An 18,338-nucleotide genomic window follows, 5' to 3' on the forward strand; every position below is an offset into this window, starting at 1 on the left:
CGCGTTACCCGCGGGTGCGGGAACCGGGGCCCCTGGGACCGGCACGCAGCTCTCTTGTGCGGCCCGCTCGCCATGGTCACCACAGCCGTGACCAGGCCCCGACGCCACGGCATGCCGTCGGCCCGCACCCACCACGACCCGATCGACACCCCCGTCCTCACCGCCCCCCTCGTCGCGGCCCGATACGAAGAGGAAGACACCCTTCTGTGACACACCACGGCACGACCCCCTCGCACGGCGAGCGTCGACTCCAGGCCCAGCTGGGCACCAGCGAACGCGCCGACGACTTCTACGACCTGCAAGTGCGCCCTCATCTCACCGAGGCCATGCGCGACTTCATCCGGCGCCAATCCATGGTCTTCCTCTCCACCGCCGACGCGCGGGGCCACTGCGACGCCACCTTCCGCGCCGGTCCCCCCGGCTTCGTCGCCGTCCTCGACGACCTCACCCTCGCCTACCCCGAGTACCGGGGCAACGGCGTCATGGCCAGCGCCGGCAACATCACCGAGAACCCGCACGTGGGCCTGCTCTTCGTGGACTTCACCCACGACCACATCGGACTGCACGTCAACGGCGCCGCCCGGCTCGTCACCGACGCCGGCCTGCGTAGCGCCCATGCCGGGATACCCGAGGACACCGCCCCCGGGCGCAAACCCGTACTGTGGACGCTGATCACCGTCCATGAGGCCTACGTGCACTGCTCCAAGCACATCCCGCATCTCGAACCCGCGCCCCGCACACTGAGGCTCGCGCGCAGGCGCCCCAAGGACGCCGACTACTTCACCGGAGCACTCAGGCACACCGCGGAGGAAGAGAAGGCACGAGCCTGGTCAGGATCGCAGACGCCCTAGGCAGCGGGCACCGGGGACCGTCGCTTCCGCGCACGGCGCGGAAGCGCAGACCTGGGCCGGTCCTGACGGCACACGGGGACGGACTCGCAGACCGGCCTCGACGGCGCCCAGGGCGGCGACCAGCAGGGAGACGCCGCCTGAGCCGTCGGCGGCCCCGCCCGTCCGTCCTCGTCGTCACCCGCCCGGACGACGCCACGGCCGACCGTCACCCCTTCTCGCGGCCACGGTCCCGTGCCCCACAGCGACCCACGGCCCGGCTCGTCGGCACCGCCGACATGTGCTCGCACCGGTCGGCGGGTGGCGCGAGCTCGCGCGCCGGGGCGTGAGCGGCGTTCCACCAGATCCTCGGGCCGAGTGAGGACGGCCGATCGCGAGCCGCGACCCGCTCACGATCTCGGTCGCCGGCGAGCCTGCACACAGCGGGGCCGGCAGACGGCAGATCCGGTACACGCCGTCGAGGGGGATGCCCTCGCGGTGTTTCGTCCGGAACCGCATCCGTGACCACGGTGAGGGCTCACGGCGCTTTCCGCTGCTGTCCCCTGACAGCTGTCCAAGCGGACGACGTGCCGACGGACGCCTGAGCAGGTGGTCCGAACCGCGCGGCTACGGCGTACCCGGCGGGTCGCGCAGGATGTCCGTGGTGATGTCCGGCAATGATTTGCCGGTGCGGAAGGACTCGGCGCGCATGAGGGCGAGGGCGTCCTCCGGGCTGATTCTCCGAAGGGCCGCCAAGGCCCCGACGGCGCGCCAGGTGTCGAACCAGTGGGCGCGGATCACCGGCTTCGGTTCCCACTCCGGGACGTCGTTCCCCGTGAGAAGCATCTCGCGGGTCGGCAGGAGCGCTGCCGTCACCGCGTCGGCCACGTGGGACGCCTGCTCCAGGGCATCCTCCCCGAGGGCGCGCGGACGCGTCGCCAGCAGGTCGACCGACCCGAGGACGTAGTCGCCGAAGAACAGGGGGAGCGCGTACACCGAGGCCACCTCTGGCAGCCTCTCGCGAGTCATCGCCCCGAACAGAGGCCAGGGCGTCAGCTCGTGCCGCAGGTCGTCCACGGCCACCGGGTCGCCGGTCTGCGCGGCAGTGATGCAGGGCCCCTCCAGCACAGTGAACTGGATCTCCTCCAGCACAAGGGCGGCCTCGCCCGACGCGGCGAGCAACTGGCGGGAGGGGGTGTCGGTGAGCAACGACAAGGTGGCTCCGTCCACGCCGAACCCTTCGCACACCGCCGCGCACACCCGCAGCGGAACGTCTTCGTCAGGCGCGTCCGCTGAGGCTTCGGCGATCAGCCGTACCGCCTTCATCACCTCGGCCGTCATCGGGGCCACCGCCGCTCCGATGCGTACCGGACGGTCGGTGCGGGGCGCCCGCTCTCCCCGTGCGGCTTGCGAGAGGCGTTCCCCGCCCTGATGCGCACAGTCACCATGCTCCCTTGCCGTCCCGAGCGACCGGCCCCGCCGACTCGGGAACCGGCCCCCGGAGCGGAGTCCGATCAATGCGTCTCGAGTGCCCCGCTTCCGTCGTGCGCACGCCCGTCGGGGTTCCCGAGGGGGTCGGGAGGAAGCCTCCGGCTCTTGTCGAGGGCCGGGGCCATACGCGGCGGTGCGAGGGGCAGCCGCCTCTCGGTCAGCGGATTCGACGGGTGCAGGCGAACGAGAGCCCTCGACCGCGGGGGACGCCGGGATCCGGGCCTCGACGTACGCGGGAGTGCCCAGGGCGGTCGGGCCGCGGTCGCCCTGGGCACCGGTCCCCGCGCCAGGATGCCGTCCTCGCCTCCAAGGCGGGTGACAACCGTCGGGGGACCGAAGCCGTCACGTCGAGTCCTCTTCCGTGGGTGTTTCCTCGGCGCCCGAGTCGGGGCTGGTGCGCTGAGCTGCTCACCAGTCCTTGTTCGGGCGTGTGTACTACTGCCGTGGACTCCGTCCGACAGCCGCCCGGCCCTCTGCAGTGGCGCCTCGTCGGTCGACGGCGGTCCCTGTGTCCGGGCCGGCTCACCATGAGCGGCGCCGAGCGGCACCGGTGCCGACGGCCCCGCCTGCACGACGGCCGACCCCTGTGGACCGGGCGTGCACACGGGTCGGTCGGCGGCCGGCGGGGCCGGCGGTCAGAAGCGTTTCTGCGCGGTCACGGAGTCCGTGCCGTGCTGCGACCGCGGGTGAGCAGGACGCCCAGTGCGATCATGCCGAGGCCGAGCAGCAGGTGGAGCCAGTTGTCGGCGGTGTTGACGGGGACGAAGTTCGCGGCGCTGTCGTGGTCGATGACCAGCCCGTACAGCCACAGCACCAGGTAGACGGCGCCGCCGGCGAGGAGGTAGAGCCGCGCGTGCGCTGCGGTGCGTGACAGTGCCAGTCCGGCGAGGCCGAAGGCCAGGTGGACGAGGTTGTGAAGGATGGAGACCTGGAAGATCCCCAGGAGCTTGGCCTCGGAGTGGTGGGCGGCGAACTCCATGGTGTCGTAGTGGGTGGTGATTCCCGGGATGAAGCCGAGAACGCCGACCAGGAGGAAGACGACCCCCACGATCAGTGCGGCCTGCTGGACCGGAGTCCGTGCGGGGCGGGGGGCGCGTGCGTGCGTGGACATGGGAACTCCCTGTTCTGGCCTGGAGGGCGGCCGGCTGCCCGGTCCGTCATGCGGTTCCCGAGTGCCCCCGGCCATCGTGGAGATGCGGGGGAGCGCGACCGTGCGTCCCGCAACGGCCGCTGGCGCCGACCGGTTCGTTGCCGCGGACTTCTTACGACGTGAGGTGGGTCGCGGAGCGGACCCGCTCCCACATGCCGGGAACCTGCTCGACGGGGCGCTGCTGTTCGCCGTGCAGGGCGTTGAGGACGACCAGGCATCCGGTCAGCGCCGGCACCGCCCACTGCGCGCAGGCCAGCTGACGGCGTGCCTTGTCCAGGTCGACAGGGTGCTTCTGTGCCTTCTCGGCGTCGACCGGGTCGGAGGAGGAAGCCAGCTCGACCTTCTTGCCCAGGACCCGGGCGTAGGCGGTGGCGGCCAGAGCCGCGGCGGTGACGACGGTCTTGGCCACGGTGGACGCCGCCACGCCCTGCTGGGTGGCGACGCGGTGCGCGTTCACCGCGAGCAGCCCGCCGCCACCGAAGAGGTGCGCGCCGATTGCGGCCGCGTTGACGGGCGTCCACTTGGCCCAACCCGCGGAAGAGATGCGGTCCCTGGTGGCCTCGGTTCCGCCCTCCTCCCTGGCGGCGCCGTTGAGGCCCACCGCGCCCATCAGCGAACCGCCGAACCAGGCTGCCAGACCCACGTCGTGCAGGCTGCGGATGAGCGTGTTGCGTTCGGACATGACGGTGCTCCTTCGGAAGGGGGCGGGCAGGGCGGCAGGAATGGTGGACACATCCCACCGTTGCCGAGCACGGGCGGCTCTGCCATCAGGGTTGGGCCGGACGAGCGTCCCGGGTTGCCGCGCGCGGGCGGGCCGGCGAACGCATCACCGCACCGCCCTGCCCTGCCGGACGACCTCGGCGGCGGCCCGGCCGTCCGCCCCGACGACGCCCTGCCGTGCCACGTGACGGTCGTCCTGCCTCCGCAGCCCCGGTGTCCGGACTGCCGACGCGGAGGGACCGCGGTTGTGCCCCGGCCGTCGAAAGCCGCGGTGACATGGGCCTTCGCGACGGCTCGATGCCGACCGTCGGCCAGGGATGCCTCTCGCGGCGCTGAACCGCGGAAGGGCCCTCCCGCTCGGAAGGGCCCTTTCCAGAAAAAAGCAGAGAAGCGACGTCAGCGCTTGAAAGCGTCCTTGGTCTTTTCCTTCGCTGCTCGGGCATCACCCGTGCTCTTCTCTACCTGCCCTTCCGCAAGCATGCGGTCATCGCCGGTCGTCCTGCCCAACGTCTTCTTGGCCTTGCCCTTCGCCTGCTCGGCCATGGCCTTGGCCTTCTCACCGGCAGTCATGGAACACGCCTCCTGTAGGGTTCTGTCCCGCTTTCGCGGTGACTGTGACCGACGACTGCCCTCAGTTTTCCTCGACAAACAACGCGCTGTCGAAGAATGCGCGGTCGAATGTGGGACACAAGAGCGCGCAGGAGGTTGACACCTATGATTCCCCTGCTTCTTGTTCTGCTCCTCGCTGTGATCCTTTTCGGCGCCGGTTTCGCCGTCAAAATCCTGTGGTGGATCGCACTCGCCGTCCTGGTGCTGTGGCTGCTCGGCTTCGTCGCCCGCTCCACCTCCGCCGGAGGGGGACGAAGCCGCTGGTACCGATGGTGACGTGACCCGCACGCACGCTTCGTCGTGGGGCCCGGCCTGCAGAGGCCGGGCCCCACGGGCGGACGGGCTGTCCGCAGCAGGGCGGAGCGGAGTGGGGCGCTGCTGCCGGGGACTCGGCAGGCTGGGGCGGCGCGCCCCGGGGCGGCTCAATGGGTACGGTCGGCGGGGCTTCGCGGGTTGTGCGCAGTCCGCGGTGGCAGTGTTGCCTTCATGGCCTCATGCTCTGCCGGGGCGGGCCGGGTGCGCCCATGGCGGTGGCCTCCGGAACGGGGGCGGGGACAGCTCCGGAGTCCAGACCGGGCCGGCTGGTAAGGGTGCCCGTCGCCTTGTCAGGGCATGCGGCTCCAGAACCCGAGATTGTGTTCACGGAAGTAGTCGACGGGCCGGATCCGCTGCGGCGCGAGCGACTGCGTGTACGGCGGGCCGGCCCGTTCCGGGCGGTAGGCGCGCCAGGCGGGAAGTCCGGCGCCCCGCGGCGCGCCGGTGCGGGCGAACGCGGCCCAGTAGCCGGTCATCGTGGCCGACAGGCGGCGCTGCGCCGGGGTGAACAGCGGCTCGGCCACCGGGTCCTCGAAGAGGTACGGGATGTCGCCGGAGTGGAAGGCGCCGAAGTCGAAGGCGCCCGGCAACGGCAGGAACATCGGCGCGTCGCGGTCGGCGAACTCGTACGCGTACACCGGTACGTGACGTGCGAGTGCCTGGTGCTGCGCGTGGGTGCCGCGCGCCCACATGCGGTCGGTGATCACCGCGGACCAGGCCAGGGCGGGGGAGCCGAAGGCGGAAACGGGGTATTCGGCCCGTACCCGCGGGGCGGCCTCCTCGCCGAACGCGGTGCGAAGGGCGCGGTCGTAGTCGGCCTCGGTGAAGGGTTTGCCCACGGCGTCGTAGAGCATCCCGACGATCACGCGGTGCTCGTCCCGGGTCGCGCCCGACAGGACGGGCACGGTATGGAACCGTCCGGCGCGCAGGGCGTCGGGCGGCAGTTCGGGCAGGGTGGCGTTGCCGTATCCGAAGAACTGGAAGGCGTTCATGATGTGGGGCACTTCGAGGATCTTCTTCACCGGCAGCGCACGCAGACAGGCGAGCGTGCGCCGGGGGTCGCGGTGACGGCAGCCGAGCGGCGAGATCATTTCCGTCGTGATGGCCTCCGCCTCCCGCCCGCTGCGCCAGACGTACCACGGGTATCCCGGCACGTCCGGTCCCATGGCACCGGCGGGCATGTCCATCACGGCCTCGCCGCTGGCCATGACGGCCCGGTGGAACAGGCCCTTGGACGCGGGTGACGTCAGATGCGCGGCGATCGCGGACGCACCGAACGAGACTCCGGCGACAGTGACGTTGCCCGGGTCGCCGCCGAAGGCCCTCACGTTCTTCCGCACCCATGTCAGGGCCGCCCGCTGGTCCTGCAGACCGAAGGTGCCGGCCCCGTCGAGGCCCGGCAGGGCGAGACCGCCGAAGACGCCGAGACGGTAGTTGAGGGTGACGACCACCAGGCCCTGCCCGGCCAGGCGGCGCCCGTCGAACAGGGAGCCGCCGCCCACGGAGCCGTCGCCGTGGATCCACACGAGCACGGGCAGGCGCCGGCGGCGGTCCGTGGCGGGCGGCGTCGTGACGCTCAGGACCAGGCAGTCCTCCTCGGTGCTGGAGATCGGCGCGTACTGCGAGGGCACCTGCGGGCACAGCGGACCCGGCTTGGTCGCGTCCCTGATCCCCTTCCACGGCGTGACCGGGCGGGGCGGGGCCCACCGGTGGCGTCCCTTGGGGGCTCCCGCGTAGGGGATGCCCCGGAAGATGCGGTAAGGGCCCGAGCGGGCGCCGCGGACCAGGCCCGCGTCCGTGCGTACCGTCTCACCGGCGGCGGCCACGGCTGCGGCGGCGCCCGCGGACCCGGCCGCTGCGCGTCCGGTTCCCGCGGTGGACGGGCGGGCGGTGCACGCCGCGGCGAGGGCCACGACCGAGATCGCCGTCACGGCCGCCCGGCGGAGCATTGCGCGATGGGTCATGCCGGAACCATTCCTCGCGTGCCCCGTCCCGGCGCACGAGTGCGCCGAAGGCGACCTGTTCGGACGCGGGTCCCGGGCCGATCCGACGTCCGCGCCGCACCGTTCCCCGCGCGAGCACCGCGGGCAGGCGGGGCCTCGCTCCCCGGGCCGTCCTGCCGCCGCCGCGCGTCCGACCTGCTCGGGGTCACCGGACGGGCGCCTCGCAGCGGCGCGCGGGCGTCCGGGCCCGCGACTGCGGCGTCGTCGGGCGGTCGGCGGGAGGGCACGGGCAGGCCCCGCGGCGCGTACCCACCGCATGCGTGCCCAAGGGCCCGCGAGAGCGGCGCGGCGCACGCCGGGCAGGCGGCGGCGCGTGCACGCTCCCGGGAGGCGTGCCCCGGTGCGCCGACGCACAGTGAAAGCATGACGGAGCGCCACGACAGGCCGGGCGCCGCGTCGGCGATGCGCGGCCTCGATCCCCTGGTGTCACTCGCCATGGGCGTGCACAGCGGGCCCGGAGTGTACGCGCTGCTGCTCGGTGCGGGCATGTCGCGGGATGTCGGTGTGCCCACGGGATGGGGGATCGTCACGGATCTGGTGCGCCGGGCCGCCGTCGCGCGAGGCGCGGACGAGGAACTGGCCGCCGCCGACCCGGAGTCCTGGTGGGCCCGCCACGGCGACGGCGGGCCACTCGGCTACTCCGCCATGCTGGAGGCGCTGGGTGACACTCCCGCCGCCCGGCACAAGCTGCTGCGCGGCTACTTCGAGCCCGGCGACGAGGACCGGCAGCACGGGCTGAAGCAGCCGGGAGCGGCGCATCGGGCGGTGGCCCGGCTGGTGGCGCGCGGGTGGGTACGCGTGGTGCTCACCACGAACTTCGACCGTCTCGTCGAGCAGGCGCTGGAAGCGGAGGGAGTCCAGCCGCAGGTCGTCCACGGGCCCGCCGGTCTCCTCGGGATGACGCCGCTGGCGCACGCCCGTGCCACGGTCGTCAAACTGCACGGCGACCTGAACGACCTGGAGGCCCGCAACACCGAACGTGAGCTGGAGAGGTACCCGGCCGCCTGGGCCGGGCTGGTGGATCAGGTGCTGGACGAGTACGGACTGATCGTGTGCGGCTGGTCCGCCGAGTGGGACCACGCGCTGGTCTCCTGTTTCCAGCGCCGCGCCACGCGCCGCTACCCCGTCTTCTGGTGCGCGCGGCGAGGGCCGACGGGCCGTGCCGCGGAACTCGTCGCCCGGCACGGCGCCGTGGTGATCCGGGGGCTGACGGCCAAGCAGCTCTTTCCCGGTCTGCTGGCACGGGTCGAGGCCCTGGAACGCCTGGCGGAGCCCGCGCCGGCCCGCGAGCTGTCGGTGGCCCGCCTCAAACGGGCGCTGCCGGACCCGGTGCGCCGCATCGAACTGCACGAACTCGTGGACGCCGAGGCGATGCGGGTGGTGGAACGGCTCTCCGACGGCGGCCGGTACCGGCCCGGCGAGCAGGCCGGGGAGGCGGGGACGACGTACCGGGAGCGGCTCGACCGCTGCCGGCGGGACTGCGACACGCTGCTGCATCTGCTGAGCGTGGGAGCCTTCCACGACGAGGAGGGGGCCCACACCCGGGTATGGGTGCGTGCGCTGCAACGGCTGCTGAACGTACGGCGCGGCGGTGGAGACGAGCAGGCCGGCGATGCGCCGCACCTCTACCCCGCCCTGCTCGCCCTGGCCGCCGCCGGCACCGCCGCCGTACTGGCCGGCCGGGACGAACTGCTCGGCCGACTGCTGCTGGAGCCGGTCCTGGCGCACCCCGCTGCCCCCCGGCCCGGTTCCCGCCGGACCGCCGCCGAGCCAGAGCCCGCCGTACTGGCCCTGCGGACCGGCGACGTGCTCGGCGGGGGCGAACGCGTCAACGCGTACCTGAACGCCCCGTACCCGCCCTCACTCGTTCAGGCCGCGCACAGCACCTGGCTGCGTGCACAGGTGCGGGACGTGCTCGCCGAACCGGCCGCCGACAGCGACCACGCGATCTCCGACGCGTTCGACGCCTTCGAATACCTGACCGCGCTCCTGCAGGCCGACCTGTCGCAGCCCCCGGCGACGGAGGGCGAGTTCACGCTCGCGGACCGCTGGGACGCCGAAGGACGGCTCCGCGTCGCCACGCGGGTGCAGGCCCGTTTCGCCGAGAACTGGCCCATGCTGCGCAGCGGCGCGTTCGGCGCCGACGTCCAGCGGGCCCACACGGCCGCGGCGGTGGTGGACGTGCAGTGCGCGCAGCGTCGGACGGAGGCGGCCGGACGGGAGCCGTCCCCGTGACGCGGCGGTCGTGCGCGGGAACGGGGTGCCCCACGGCGGCATCCGTGGCACGGTGCGGGGCGCTCGGGTACCGCGCCAGGGGTCACACCCGTGCGGTGCGGGACCGCTCCGGCTCGTCCCGCGCGACCACGCCGCTGACGAGGTGGTCCCTGAACTCGGAGTGGCAGAACTGGTACACGGGACCGACCCGCCGGAGCACATGGAGCAGCCGCGCCTCCTCCATGAACGCCACCGGGTGACGCGGCAGCCGTCGTGTCGCGGCGAGCCGCAGGCTGCTCTCCCAGTAGGCGAAGTAGGCGGTGCTCGACACGGCCAGGAGCCCGGCCGCGAGTCCCAGGGACAGGTTCGCCTCCGGAGTGCGCAGCGAGTAGGCGAGGATCTGTACGGTCTGGTCGTCGCTCTCCGCCAGGTCCGTCAGGACCGTGATGATCCACTTGGCGAGGAAGGGCACGATCGTGAACGCCATGAGCGCGGCGGCGACGGTGCGGGCGCCCCGAAGAGTGGACTGCGGAGTCTCCTGCTCCAGGTCGGCGGGAACATGAGCCCAGCGCAGGACCGCCAGCCCGGCCCCGAACAGGACGCCGAAGAAGACCCCGAGGGTGGCGGTCATGACGAACCTCTCCCACAGGGACAGATCGACGCTCCAGGTCTCCACGAAGGACAGGAACCCTCCCAGGACGACGCCCAGGAGCATCCCCCTTCCCAGGCAGGCGGGAAGCATGGTCCACAGCAGACGCTTCGGGGCCCGGAAGTCCAGACGGGTCGGGCGGGAGGAGCCGGTGGTCGGATCGAGGCCCGCCATGATGGCCACGATCAGGAGGAAGATGCAGGAGTGGTACGCCGCGTCCTGGCAGACGACGGTCAGGTCCGTGGACAGGTCGATGAACGAGACGTTCATGACGGAGCGTCCGGCCTTCTGCCGGATGGCCAGCAACGACAGGGCGCCGGCGAGTGCGGCGCCCAGCCAGTGGAGCAGGACGAACGCGAGGATCCTGCGCAGGCGGGCGCCGCGGCGCCCGGCGCCCGGATACCGGGGGGCCCACCGGCGCAGCAGTGAGACGCCGAGCGCGCCGAGGGCCAGGAGCACCATGAACAGGGCCCAAGCGGCTCCCGCCCGCAGCCCGGTGTACGGCGCGACCTCCCACCTGCGCAGGGCCTTCGCCGCCGGTGCGATCGCCGCCGACCAGTGCTCGATCACCGCCCCCACCCCGGCGGACAGCGGCAGGACGACGAGGCACCCGGCCCCCAGGCGACGCGCGGCATCCGTGAGGCCGTGCCATCGTCCCCGGCCGCCCGTCGGGGATCCGGGCGGCGGCCGTGCGGGTTCCGTCCGGTCGGTGACCCAGGCGAGCCGGATCACCACCGTGGCGGCAACGGCCGTGGCGAGCGTGACGGTCAGGAAGCAGACCAGCCGCGCAAGCGGTGAGAGCGCCCAGTGCAGGTACTCTCCCGTCACACCTCCCGCACCCAGCCCGACCATCGCTCCGGCCAGTGGTGCGGACAGCGGGCCCGCCGGGTTCGGGCGAAGCGCCCGGTGCAGGTTCCACCAGGCGATGTCGTCGGTGCCCTCGCGTTTGATGTGACGGGCGAGGAAGGCCAGTGCCGTCCGGGCGTCCTCGGGGCTCCGGCGGGAGGCGGCGGTGCGGCGCGCCTCGGGGACCGAGGCGTCCGACCCGGTCGGTTCCACGGAGAACAGCGCGGGGACCAGCGCGTCGAGGAGCTGGCGCCTCAGGCGGTCCGCGTCGGTGCACCCGATGAGGTCGGCGGGGTCGCCGGCCGGCGAGGAGTACACGGTGACGGCGAGCCAGACGTTCAGCGGCACCGACAGCGTCCGGGCGACGGCACTGTGCGGGTGGTTCGTGAGTTCCTCGATCACGGGCTGCCACGAGGGAATGCGCCGGGGCGGGACGGCGCTGCGCAGGTAGTCCGCCACGTCTGCCGGTGCCACCGGCTCGGCGACGACGACGGCGGCGGCGGTGATCACGTCGGTCTCCGCGACCACTCGGTGGTACTCGGCCCTGCGTGAGGTGAGGACCAGCGGGCCGTGGACGGCGACGGCGTGGTTGACGGCCACCAGCGCTCTGGCCCGCAGGTCGGCGGGGAGTTCGTCGAGGCCGTCCAGAACGGGCAGGACGCGCCCCTCGGCGACCAGTTTGCGTGGCGCGTCGCGGCCGTACGTCTCGTGGTTGCGAAGCGCCGGGTAGTCCTCGTGGATGCGGCGTGCCATCCAGTCCAGCAGCGGCTCCTTGCGCGGGTTCCACGGCACGAGGTCCAGCAGGACGGGGACGGCCTCTGCGGGTTCCGGCGCGCGCAGGAGTTCCCGCACCAGGAGCATGGCAAGGGTCGTCTTGCCGGCACCGGGGTCGCCGAGGACGACCAGCCGACGGTGCGGCAGTGCGCGGAACGCCGCGGCGAAGGCTCGGATGTCGTCGCTGCGGCCGGCCACGGTGCGGCCGACGACCCGCGCGTGGTCGCCGGCCTCGGTCTGGCCGCTGCGCCAGCGCACGGCCAGCGGGTGCGGGTCCAGCAGTCCCTGCGCGGCGGCCTCCTCGGTCCACTGACGGCGCACCATGGCGGCGAGCGCCTCGGAGGCCTGGTCCAGTTCGGACCGGGTGGCCGGCGCGGCGGGACGCGAGCGGTGCCACGACCAGCTCAGCAGGCCGACGGTGGCCGAGAGCAGGACGCTCAGGGACGTCGCGGCCGCCTCGGCGTCCTCGCCGACCACCAGGACCACCACCGTGAGCAGGGCGGCCAGGGCGGCCGCTCCGACCGCCCAGGGCCACCACGCTCCGCCGCGTCTCATGGCCGGCCGGCGGCTTCCGCGATGTCGTTGCGGAACAGGCAGAGCTTGGCGTCCTCGGCGAGGAAGTACTTGTCGACCTTGTACGCGATGGTGGCGAAGTCGAGGCGGCCGTCGCCGTTGAAGTCGGCGATCGCGATGCGCGCCGTGCTGTCGGAGGAGATCCGCCACTTGGTGAACGTGCCGGAGGCGACGTCCAGGCACTTGTAGTAGAAGACCCCCTGCCAGGGGTGGGGGCCGCGCAGGGCGACCAGGAACTCGTCGTCGCCGTCGTTGTCGAAGTCGGCGCAGACGATCTGGTGGCCGGGGCCCTCGCCGAGTTCGTTGGGGTCGCCGAAGACGTCGAGCACGATCCGGCGCCAGACCGCCTCGGCCACGGGGGTGCCGGGGCGTTCCTTGACGTAGGCGGCCACGGTGTTGCCGTGGAAGGGCTCGGTGGCCACCACGTAGGCGTGCGGGTCGTCGCCGATCCGTCCGGCACCCACGTCGCCGCTGCCCTTGAACCCGGTCTGCTCGAACCGCTCGAGCTCGCCGGAGCCGATGTGGGTGGTGGTGAACCGCCGCTCGCGCTCGTCGTGGTGGAGCCAGGTCACGCCCTCCTCGGAGGCGAGCAGGACCGAGTCGAGGTGCTCGCTGCCGGGCAGCGGGTTCTTCTGCGTCTCCACGCCGTGGATCATGCGGAAGTGGCTGTCGTCGACGACGTGTTCGTCCCAGGGCCGGCGCACGTCGCTGCCGGGGCTGAACAGCACGACGGGGACCAGGGCGTGCACGTGCCGGGCCCCCACGGTCGGCAGGGCCATCAGTTCCGGCGTGCAGGTCTGGGTGAAGTGGCCGAGCCGCAGCCGGTGCATGGCTGTCTCGCGGCCGATGTAGTGGCGCTCCCAGCGCTTTTCGGAGTCGAACTTGCCGGTGTTCTCGATCCAGTCGATCTTCCCGCCCTCGGGGTCGGGGTCGTCGATGCGCCCGCCGGCGCCGTACAGCTCGTAGCTGACGACGATGTCGGGGTGGCCGTTTCCGGTGATGTCCCCGAAGTGGGCGCCGTTCGGCATGTGGAAGCCGTCGGCGACCAGCCGCCGTCGCCAGTCGGGGTTCTTGTACCAGTAGATCTCGCCGAGGCTCATCCCGTGCCCGAACAGGTCGGGCAGGGAGTCGCCGTCGATGTCGGGGGCCTCCAGCCAGTAGCCCTCGTTCAGGTTGTCGTGCAGGACCTCCCGGGTGAACCTGGGGAGGCGGATGCCGAGGGGAGTGCTCGCGCCCATGTGAATGCCTTCCGGTGAGGAGGGGGCGGGGTGGGTCAGCCGAGGACCCGGGCCAGGTAGGAACGGGCCAACTGGGCGTAGTACAGCGGCGGATGGCCGGCGTGCGGATCCTGTTCGGCCTCCACCACCAGCCAGCCCCGGTAGGACTCGCCCGGACGGAGGGCCTTGAGGACGGCGTCGAAGTCGACGTCGCCGTCGCCGTCGCCGGGCACGGTGAAGATGCCCGCCTCGACGTACTCGCGGAAGCTGCCGTCGGCCAGGGCGCCGTCCGCGCGGACGCTGCCGCGGACATTCTTCAGGTGCAGGTGCGCGATCCGGTCCCGGTGACGTTCGATGACGTCGACCGGATCGACACCCGCCCAGGCGAGGTGGCCGGTGTCCAGCAGGAGGCCGACGTGGCGCGGGTCGGTGTGCCGCATGAGCCGGTCGATGTCGGCTCCGCTCTGGACACCGGTGCCCATGTGCGGGTGGTAGGCGAGTCGGAAGCCCTGGTTCGCGGTGATCTCGCCGATCTTGTTCAGCCCTTCGCACAGTTCGGTCCACTGCGCGTCGGTGAACTCCGGTTTGTTGGCGCGCAGGCTGACCGCCTGCAGATGAACGGCTCCGCCGAACTCGGCGACCCCGATGACGCCGGTCTTCACCGGAGGACCGGCCGCGTTGAGCCGCTTCAGGAACCCCAGCACCTTCAGCAGTTCGCGGGCGGTGCGCTCGCAGCCTTCGGGAACGGTGAAGTACGTGCTCATCCATGGTTCGCTCACGCTGAGACCGCGCAGGTGCATCGCGGCGGCCAACACGTCGGCGTCGGTGGTGAAGGTGTGGCCGATGCTGCAGCCCTCGAAGCCGGCGAGCGCGATCTCGCTGAGGCACTGCTCCATGGGGATGTCGTTGCCGATGAGCGGGAAGTCGTCGTTGCTCCAGCAGGTGGGTGTGATGCCCAGGTGGATGCCCTCCGGGCGCGGGGTGGTCGGTGCCTGCATGGTGAGGTCCAGGGATCGTGGAGTCAGTGTCCGGGGTGGCCCTTGACGATGGTGTCGGCCGCGTGCAGGGCCATGGCCACGCTGGTGAGCGTGGGGTTGGACGCGTTGCCGAAGGGGTGCAGACCGTTGCCGCCGAGGTACAGGTTGTCGATGTTCCACACCTTGGAGTACTCGTCGACGACGCTGTCCAGCGACCTGGTGCCCATGCGGGTGGTGCCCGCGATGTGCAGCGGCAGGCCCGGGGTGAGGAAGACGGGCTCGGAACCGGGCAGGAAACCGCCCAGCGCGGCGGCGGTGCGCAGCATGTGCTCGTTCATGCGGTCGGTCTCCTTGCGTTCGGCCCCGTCGAGGCGGAACTCGAAGGTGGGCTGCGGCATGTCGAAGGTGTCGCGGAGCCTGCGCGAGAAGGTGACCCTGTTCTCCGGGCGGGGCCGGGACATGCCGAACCAGCGCAGGTCGACGATGAGCCGGGGGTCGATGTTGGGCGGCACGGCGCCGTAGGTGAAGGCGTCCCGGTGGATCTGGCAGTGCCAGGGCCGCTTGTCGGTCACCAGCAGCGCCAGGTTCGGGTCCCGCTCCGTGCGCGGGAAGGGCACCGGGTCGGCGCACTTGTCGCCGGAGCGCAGACGGGCCAGCTCGGTGGCGCGGTAACGGGCGACCCGGTCGGCGGCGGCCCGGGCCGGTGCGTCGCCCCCCGGGGCGCCGCGCAGGATCTCCTCGACGTGGTCCACGTGCTCCTGTTGCAGCACCACCTGACAGAACGACATGGGCTGTTCGGTCATGTAGCGGCCGAGCGCGGGCAGGGTGACGCCGGAGTTGAACAGCAACTGCGGTGTGGGCACGGCACCGCACGCCACCACGTACGTCTCGGCGCGCAGCCGGATCTCCTCGCGTACGTCGCGCAGGTCGCGCACCACGGCGTACTGGACCTTCTGGTTCCTGCCCGAACCCGCGATCTCCAGCCGGACGCACTGGTGCTCCGGCAGGAGGGTGAACGAGCCGTGCGGGGGCGTGTGGGCGGGGTCCGCCAGCTCGCCGAGGACGGTGTCGGCGGCCGACCAGGTGACCGCCGAGGTCTGGGGCGAGTCGGCCCGCTCGCTGACCGCGAGGGGCAGTTCGGTGACGTCGGCGAACTCCTCCCCGGCCCGTTGCAGTACCCGCTTGACCAGCAGGTGCCGGGCGGACGAGGCGAAGACGCGGGTGTTGCGGGCCAGCAAGGGCTCCGCCGTGTCGTAGAGCTCGTCCATCTTCTTGTCGTCGATGGGGTAGCCCCGCCCGCCGTACCGCCGTTCCACCTCGGGGTGGAACCGGGGCACCGCGCAGGTCCAGTGGGTGGCCATGCCGCCGACCGCGTAGGTGGCCGCCGCCGCCGGCAGGTTGAGGTGCTTGCCCTGCTCCGGGTTCTGGTTGCGCATCGAGAAGCCGGCGTACGTGTCGGGGTCGTAGGAGAACGCCGACGGGTCGAGCGTGAGTTCCGGTTCCCGGTTGGTCGCCGTCGACAGCGGGAGCAGGTTGCCCTTGATGACGGAGACGAACAGGTCGATGTTCTTCTGGAAGAGGTAGCTGTTCTTGAGGTGTTCGCCGTAACGGCGGGAGAGCTGGGCCCCCGCGTCGATCATCAGGACGCTTCTGCCCGCGTCCACCAGTTTGCGGGCGAAGGCGCAGCCGACGGGGCCGCTGCCGATGATCAGCACGTCCGCCTCGCGGGGGCCGGGCGCGGAGATGTCCCTCGTGTCGTTCATGGATGTCCTTTCGGCCCGGCCGCGTCAGCGGCGCAGGTGACCGCGGTGCCCGGCCGGTTCGAGGACCCCGGTCCCGGAGCGGGCGCCGGAGTGCCGGCCGTCGACGGCGGTGATGTCCGTCGTACCGCTCAGCCACAGGGCGCTGTTGACGAGGCCGACCATGCTGAACGCCTGTGGTGTGTTGCCGAGGTGACGGCCCGTGGCCGGGTCGTACTCCTCCGCGAGCAGCCCCACGTCGTTGCGCAGGCCGAGCAGCCGCTCGTACAGCTCCTGGGCCTCCTGCCGGCGGCCGGTCCCGTGCAGCGCGTCGACGAGCCAGAAGGTGCACACCAGGAAGGTGGCCTCGGAACCCTGCAGGCCGTCCACGCCGCCGTCCGCCTCCGGAAGGTAGCGCCGCAGGAAGCCGTCCTGACCCAGTTCCCGGCACACGGTGTCGACGGTGCCCCGGACCCGTGGGTCGCGCCAGGGCAGGAAGCCGACGCGCGGCAGCAGCAGGAGTGCGGCGTCCACCCCCTTCGACCCGTAGAACTGGGTGAAGGTGTTCCGCTCGGCGTCATAGCCCTGTTCGCACACCTCCGCGTGGATGCGGTCGCGCAGTTGTGCCCAGTGTTGCGCCGGGCCCCGGCAGCCGTGGTGCAGCACCGAGCGCACCGCCCGGTCCACACCGGCCCACGCCATCACCTTCGAGTGCACGAAGTGGCGTGGCGCGCCCCTGAATTCCCACAGACTGAGGTCGGGTTCCCGCCAGTTGCCCTCCAGGAAGTCCAGCAGGGCCCGCTGCATGCTCCATGCCGTCTCGCTGGCGTCCATCCCGGCCTCGCGGCCCACGTAGAAGGACTCGAGGACCTCGCCCCACACGTCCAGCTGGAACTGGCGGGTGGCGGCGTTGCCGACCCGGACGGGCGAGGAGCCCTCGTACCCCGAGAGCCAGTCCAGTTCGTACTCGGGCAGCCGCCATGTGCCGTCGAGACCGTACATGATCTGCAGGTCGGCGGGGTTGCCGGCGACGGCGCGCAGCAGCCAGTCCCGCCACCGGGTCGCCTCCTCCAAGTAGCCGGTGCCGGTGAGCGCCTGGAGCGTGAACGTGGCGTCGCGCAGCCAGCAGTAGCGGTAGTCCCAGTTGCGCGAGCCGCCGAGTTCCTCGGGCAGCGACGTGGTGGCCGCGGCGAGGATGCCCCCGGTGGGCCGGTACGTCAGGGCCTTGAGGGTGATCAGGGAGCGCCGCACCGCGTCGTCCCACTGCCCGCGGTAGCTGCACCGGCCGGTCCAGGTCCGCCAGAACCGTTCGGTGGCCTCGACGGCGGACAGCGCGTCGACCGGCTTCACCGGGGTGACGAGGTGGGACGGCTTGTACGTCAGGACGAAGGGCACCTGTTGACCGGCCGTGACGGTGAACTCCGCCCGGGTGGTCATGTTCTCGCCGTGCACCTCCACCGGGGTGTGCAGCCAGAACGCGTCCGGGCCCGCCACGGCCCGCAGTCCGCCCCCGGCGCGGTGCACCCACGGGACGATACGGCCGTAGTCGGGGCGCAGCCGCAGGTCCATCCGCATCGGCACCCGCCCGGCGAGGCCCTCGACGAGACGTACGACGTCGGCGGATTCGCGGCGCAGTGGCAGGCAGTCCACGATGCGTACGCTGCCCTCCGCGGTGTGCCACTCCGTCTCCAGGACCAGGGTGTCGTCCCGGTACCTGCGTCGCGTGGCGGGGCCGCCCGCTGCCGGTGCCAGCAGCCACCGTCCGGCGCTCTCGTCGTGCAGCAGCGCGGCGAAGCACGCCGGTGAGTCGAATCTGGGCAGGCACAGCCAGTCGATGGACCCGTCGCGTCCCACCAGCGCACCGGATTGCAGATCGCCGAGGAACGCGTAGTCCTCGATGGCACTGACCATGGTGGCACTCCCTCACGCCGGCCGACGGCCCGTGCGTGACCGCCGGCATGTGCTGCCGAGCGGTTCGTGTGACGACGGGCATCGCCGGACATCCCGTGCCGCCCCCTCACGTGACGGTCCGCCGCAGGGCCGGGCCCGGACATACGAAGGGGCAGGTGAAGAGACGATTGCTTGATGTCTGGCCCGGGGCTGCGGTGCCGGGCGGGCGCCGAGCACTGATGGCCGGGGAAACAGCCCGAGCGAGTGCGTGGGCGCCTCATCCAGGGTGGCACAGCCCGGGTGCGAGCGCGATTCGCCGACGACCGTGCGAGTGCCGGGACCCG

14 protein-coding genes are annotated in these 18,338 nt (G+C 72.2%); 4 read left to right on the forward strand and 10 right to left on the reverse strand.

Features of this window, described 5'->3' with window-relative positions; all coding sequences use genetic code 11:
* The first annotated feature begins 87 nt into the window (after positions 1 to 87).
* Positions 88 to 210, forward strand: coding sequence for a hypothetical protein (locus ACZ6KF_RS16860; protein ID WP_469159196.1), 123 nt, complete (start codon positions 88 to 90; stop codon positions 208 to 210).
* Positions 207 to 851: a pyridoxamine 5'-phosphate oxidase family protein gene (locus tag ACZ6KF_RS16865; RefSeq protein ID WP_469239044.1), complete on the forward strand. Its 645-nt coding sequence runs from the start codon at positions 207 to 209 to the stop codon at positions 849 to 851. Before ACZ6KF_RS16860 ends, ACZ6KF_RS16865 begins: the two co-directional genes overlap by 4 nt.
* 603 nt (positions 852 to 1,454) lie before the next feature.
* Here the strand turns inward: ACZ6KF_RS16865 and ACZ6KF_RS16870 are convergent.
* From ACZ6KF_RS16870 to ACZ6KF_RS16885, 4 genes are all read right to left on the reverse strand, one after another.
* Positions 1,455 to 2,168 carry a GAF and ANTAR domain-containing protein gene (locus tag ACZ6KF_RS16870; RefSeq protein WP_469159336.1) on the reverse strand — a complete coding sequence of 238 codons (714 nt, stop codon included), beginning with the start codon at positions 2,166 to 2,168 and terminating at the stop codon, positions 1,455 to 1,457.
* A gap of 805 nt (positions 2,169 to 2,973) precedes the next feature.
* A complete protein-coding gene (locus tag ACZ6KF_RS16875) occupies positions 2,974 to 3,429 on the reverse strand; it encodes a DUF4383 domain-containing protein (protein ID WP_356628758.1) in 456 nt (151 codons plus the stop codon).
* Positions 3,430 to 3,580: 151 nt separating this feature from the next.
* Positions 3,581 to 4,150 (reverse strand): hypothetical protein, encoded by a 570-nt coding sequence (locus tag ACZ6KF_RS16880; RefSeq protein WP_356628760.1) that lies wholly within the window; start codon positions 4,148 to 4,150, stop codon positions 3,581 to 3,583.
* 434 nt (positions 4,151 to 4,584) lie between these two features.
* Positions 4,585 to 4,758 carry a CsbD family protein gene (locus tag ACZ6KF_RS16885; RefSeq protein WP_356628762.1) on the reverse strand — a complete coding sequence of 58 codons (174 nt, stop codon included), beginning with the start codon at positions 4,756 to 4,758 and terminating at the stop codon, positions 4,585 to 4,587.
* Positions 4,759 to 4,902: 144 nt separating this feature from the next.
* Here ACZ6KF_RS16885 and ACZ6KF_RS16890 point away from each other — a divergent pair, with 144 nt between their 5' ends.
* Positions 4,903 to 5,073, forward strand: coding sequence for a hydrophobic protein (locus ACZ6KF_RS16890; protein WP_356628764.1), 171 nt, complete (start codon positions 4,903 to 4,905; stop codon positions 5,071 to 5,073).
* A 329-nt stretch (positions 5,074 to 5,402) separates the two neighbouring features.
* Here the strand turns inward: ACZ6KF_RS16890 and ACZ6KF_RS16895 are convergent, their stop codons facing one another.
* On the reverse strand, positions 5,403 to 7,076 hold the full coding sequence (locus ACZ6KF_RS16895; RefSeq protein WP_469239046.1) for a carboxylesterase/lipase family protein: 1,674 nt from the start codon (positions 7,074 to 7,076) through the stop codon (positions 5,403 to 5,405).
* Between the two features lie 402 nt (positions 7,077 to 7,478).
* On the opposite strand from ACZ6KF_RS16895, the gene ACZ6KF_RS16900 reads away from it, so the two are divergent.
* A complete protein-coding gene (locus ACZ6KF_RS16900) occupies positions 7,479 to 9,350 on the forward strand; it encodes an SIR2 family protein (RefSeq protein ID WP_469239047.1) in 1,872 nt (623 codons plus the stop codon).
* An 82-nt stretch (positions 9,351 to 9,432) separates the two neighbouring features.
* Here the strand turns inward: ACZ6KF_RS16900 and ACZ6KF_RS16905 are convergent, their stop codons facing one another.
* Genes ACZ6KF_RS16905 through ACZ6KF_RS16925 form a run of 5 tightly spaced genes read right to left on the reverse strand, consistent with a single transcriptional unit; the run spans position 9,433 to position 18,015 of the window.
* Positions 9,433 to 12,153 carry an NACHT domain-containing protein gene (locus ACZ6KF_RS16905; RefSeq protein ID WP_469239049.1) on the reverse strand — a complete coding sequence of 907 codons (2,721 nt, stop codon included), beginning with the start codon at positions 12,151 to 12,153 and terminating at the stop codon, positions 9,433 to 9,435.
* Positions 12,150 to 13,409 carry an FG-GAP repeat domain-containing protein gene (locus tag ACZ6KF_RS16910; protein ID WP_469239051.1) on the reverse strand — a complete coding sequence of 420 codons (1,260 nt, stop codon included), beginning with the start codon at positions 13,407 to 13,409 and terminating at the stop codon, positions 12,150 to 12,152. Before ACZ6KF_RS16910 ends, ACZ6KF_RS16905 begins: the two co-directional genes overlap by 4 nt.
* A gap of 35 nt (positions 13,410 to 13,444) precedes the next feature.
* A complete protein-coding gene (iolE, locus tag ACZ6KF_RS16915; RefSeq protein WP_469239053.1) occupies positions 13,445 to 14,386 on the reverse strand; it encodes a myo-inosose-2 dehydratase in 942 nt (313 codons plus the stop codon).
* Positions 14,387 to 14,409: 23 nt separating this feature from the next.
* Complete coding sequence (locus tag ACZ6KF_RS16920) at positions 14,410 to 16,128, reverse strand: pyranose oxidase (protein ID WP_356628776.1); 1,719 nt, start codon at positions 16,126 to 16,128, stop codon at positions 14,410 to 14,412.
* Positions 16,129 to 16,152: 24 nt separating this feature from the next.
* A complete protein-coding gene (locus tag ACZ6KF_RS16925) occupies positions 16,153 to 18,015 on the reverse strand; it encodes a glycoside hydrolase family 15 protein (RefSeq protein ID WP_469159190.1) in 1,863 nt (620 codons plus the stop codon).
* Between the last annotated feature and the right edge of the window lie 323 nt (positions 18,016 to 18,338).

The sequence above is a fragment of the Streptomyces sp. NPDC046379 genome (assembly GCF_055587785.1).

Bases quoted from the DNA above. Each gene is read 5' to 3' on its own strand.
- ACZ6KF_RS16870 (WP_469159336.1), bottom strand. From the start codon at position 2,168: ATGACGGCCGAGGTGATGAAGGCGGTACGGCTGATCGCCGAAGCCTCA.
- ACZ6KF_RS16920 (WP_356628776.1), bottom strand. From the start codon at position 16,128: ATGAACGACACGAGGGACATCTCCGCGCCCGGCCCCCGCGAGGCGGAC.
- ACZ6KF_RS16925 (WP_469159190.1), bottom strand. From the start codon at position 18,015: ATGGTCAGTGCCATCGAGGACTACGCGTTCCTCGGCGATCTGCAATCC.
- ACZ6KF_RS16910 (WP_469239051.1), bottom strand. From the start codon at position 13,409: ATGGGCGCGAGCACTCCCCTCGGCATCCGCCTCCCCAGGTTCACCCGG.
- ACZ6KF_RS16905 (WP_469239049.1), bottom strand. From the start codon at position 12,153: ATGAGACGCGGCGGAGCGTGGTGGCCCTGGGCGGTCGGAGCGGCCGCC.
- iolE (WP_469239053.1), bottom strand. From the start codon at position 14,386: ATGCAGGCACCGACCACCCCGCGCCCGGAGGGCATCCACCTGGGCATC.
- ACZ6KF_RS16900 (WP_469239047.1), top strand. From the start codon at position 7,479: ATGACGGAGCGCCACGACAGGCCGGGCGCCGCGTCGGCGATGCGCGGC.
- ACZ6KF_RS16880 (WP_356628760.1), bottom strand. From the start codon at position 4,150: ATGTCCGAACGCAACACGCTCATCCGCAGCCTGCACGACGTGGGTCTG.
- ACZ6KF_RS16895 (WP_469239046.1), bottom strand. From the start codon at position 7,076: ATGACCCATCGCGCAATGCTCCGCCGGGCGGCCGTGACGGCGATCTCG.
- ACZ6KF_RS16885 (WP_356628762.1), bottom strand. From the start codon at position 4,758: ATGACTGCCGGTGAGAAGGCCAAGGCCATGGCCGAGCAGGCGAAGGGC.
- ACZ6KF_RS16875 (WP_356628758.1), bottom strand. From the start codon at position 3,429: ATGTCCACGCACGCACGCGCCCCCCGCCCCGCACGGACTCCGGTCCAG.
- ACZ6KF_RS16890 (WP_356628764.1), top strand. From the start codon at position 4,903: ATGATTCCCCTGCTTCTTGTTCTGCTCCTCGCTGTGATCCTTTTCGGC.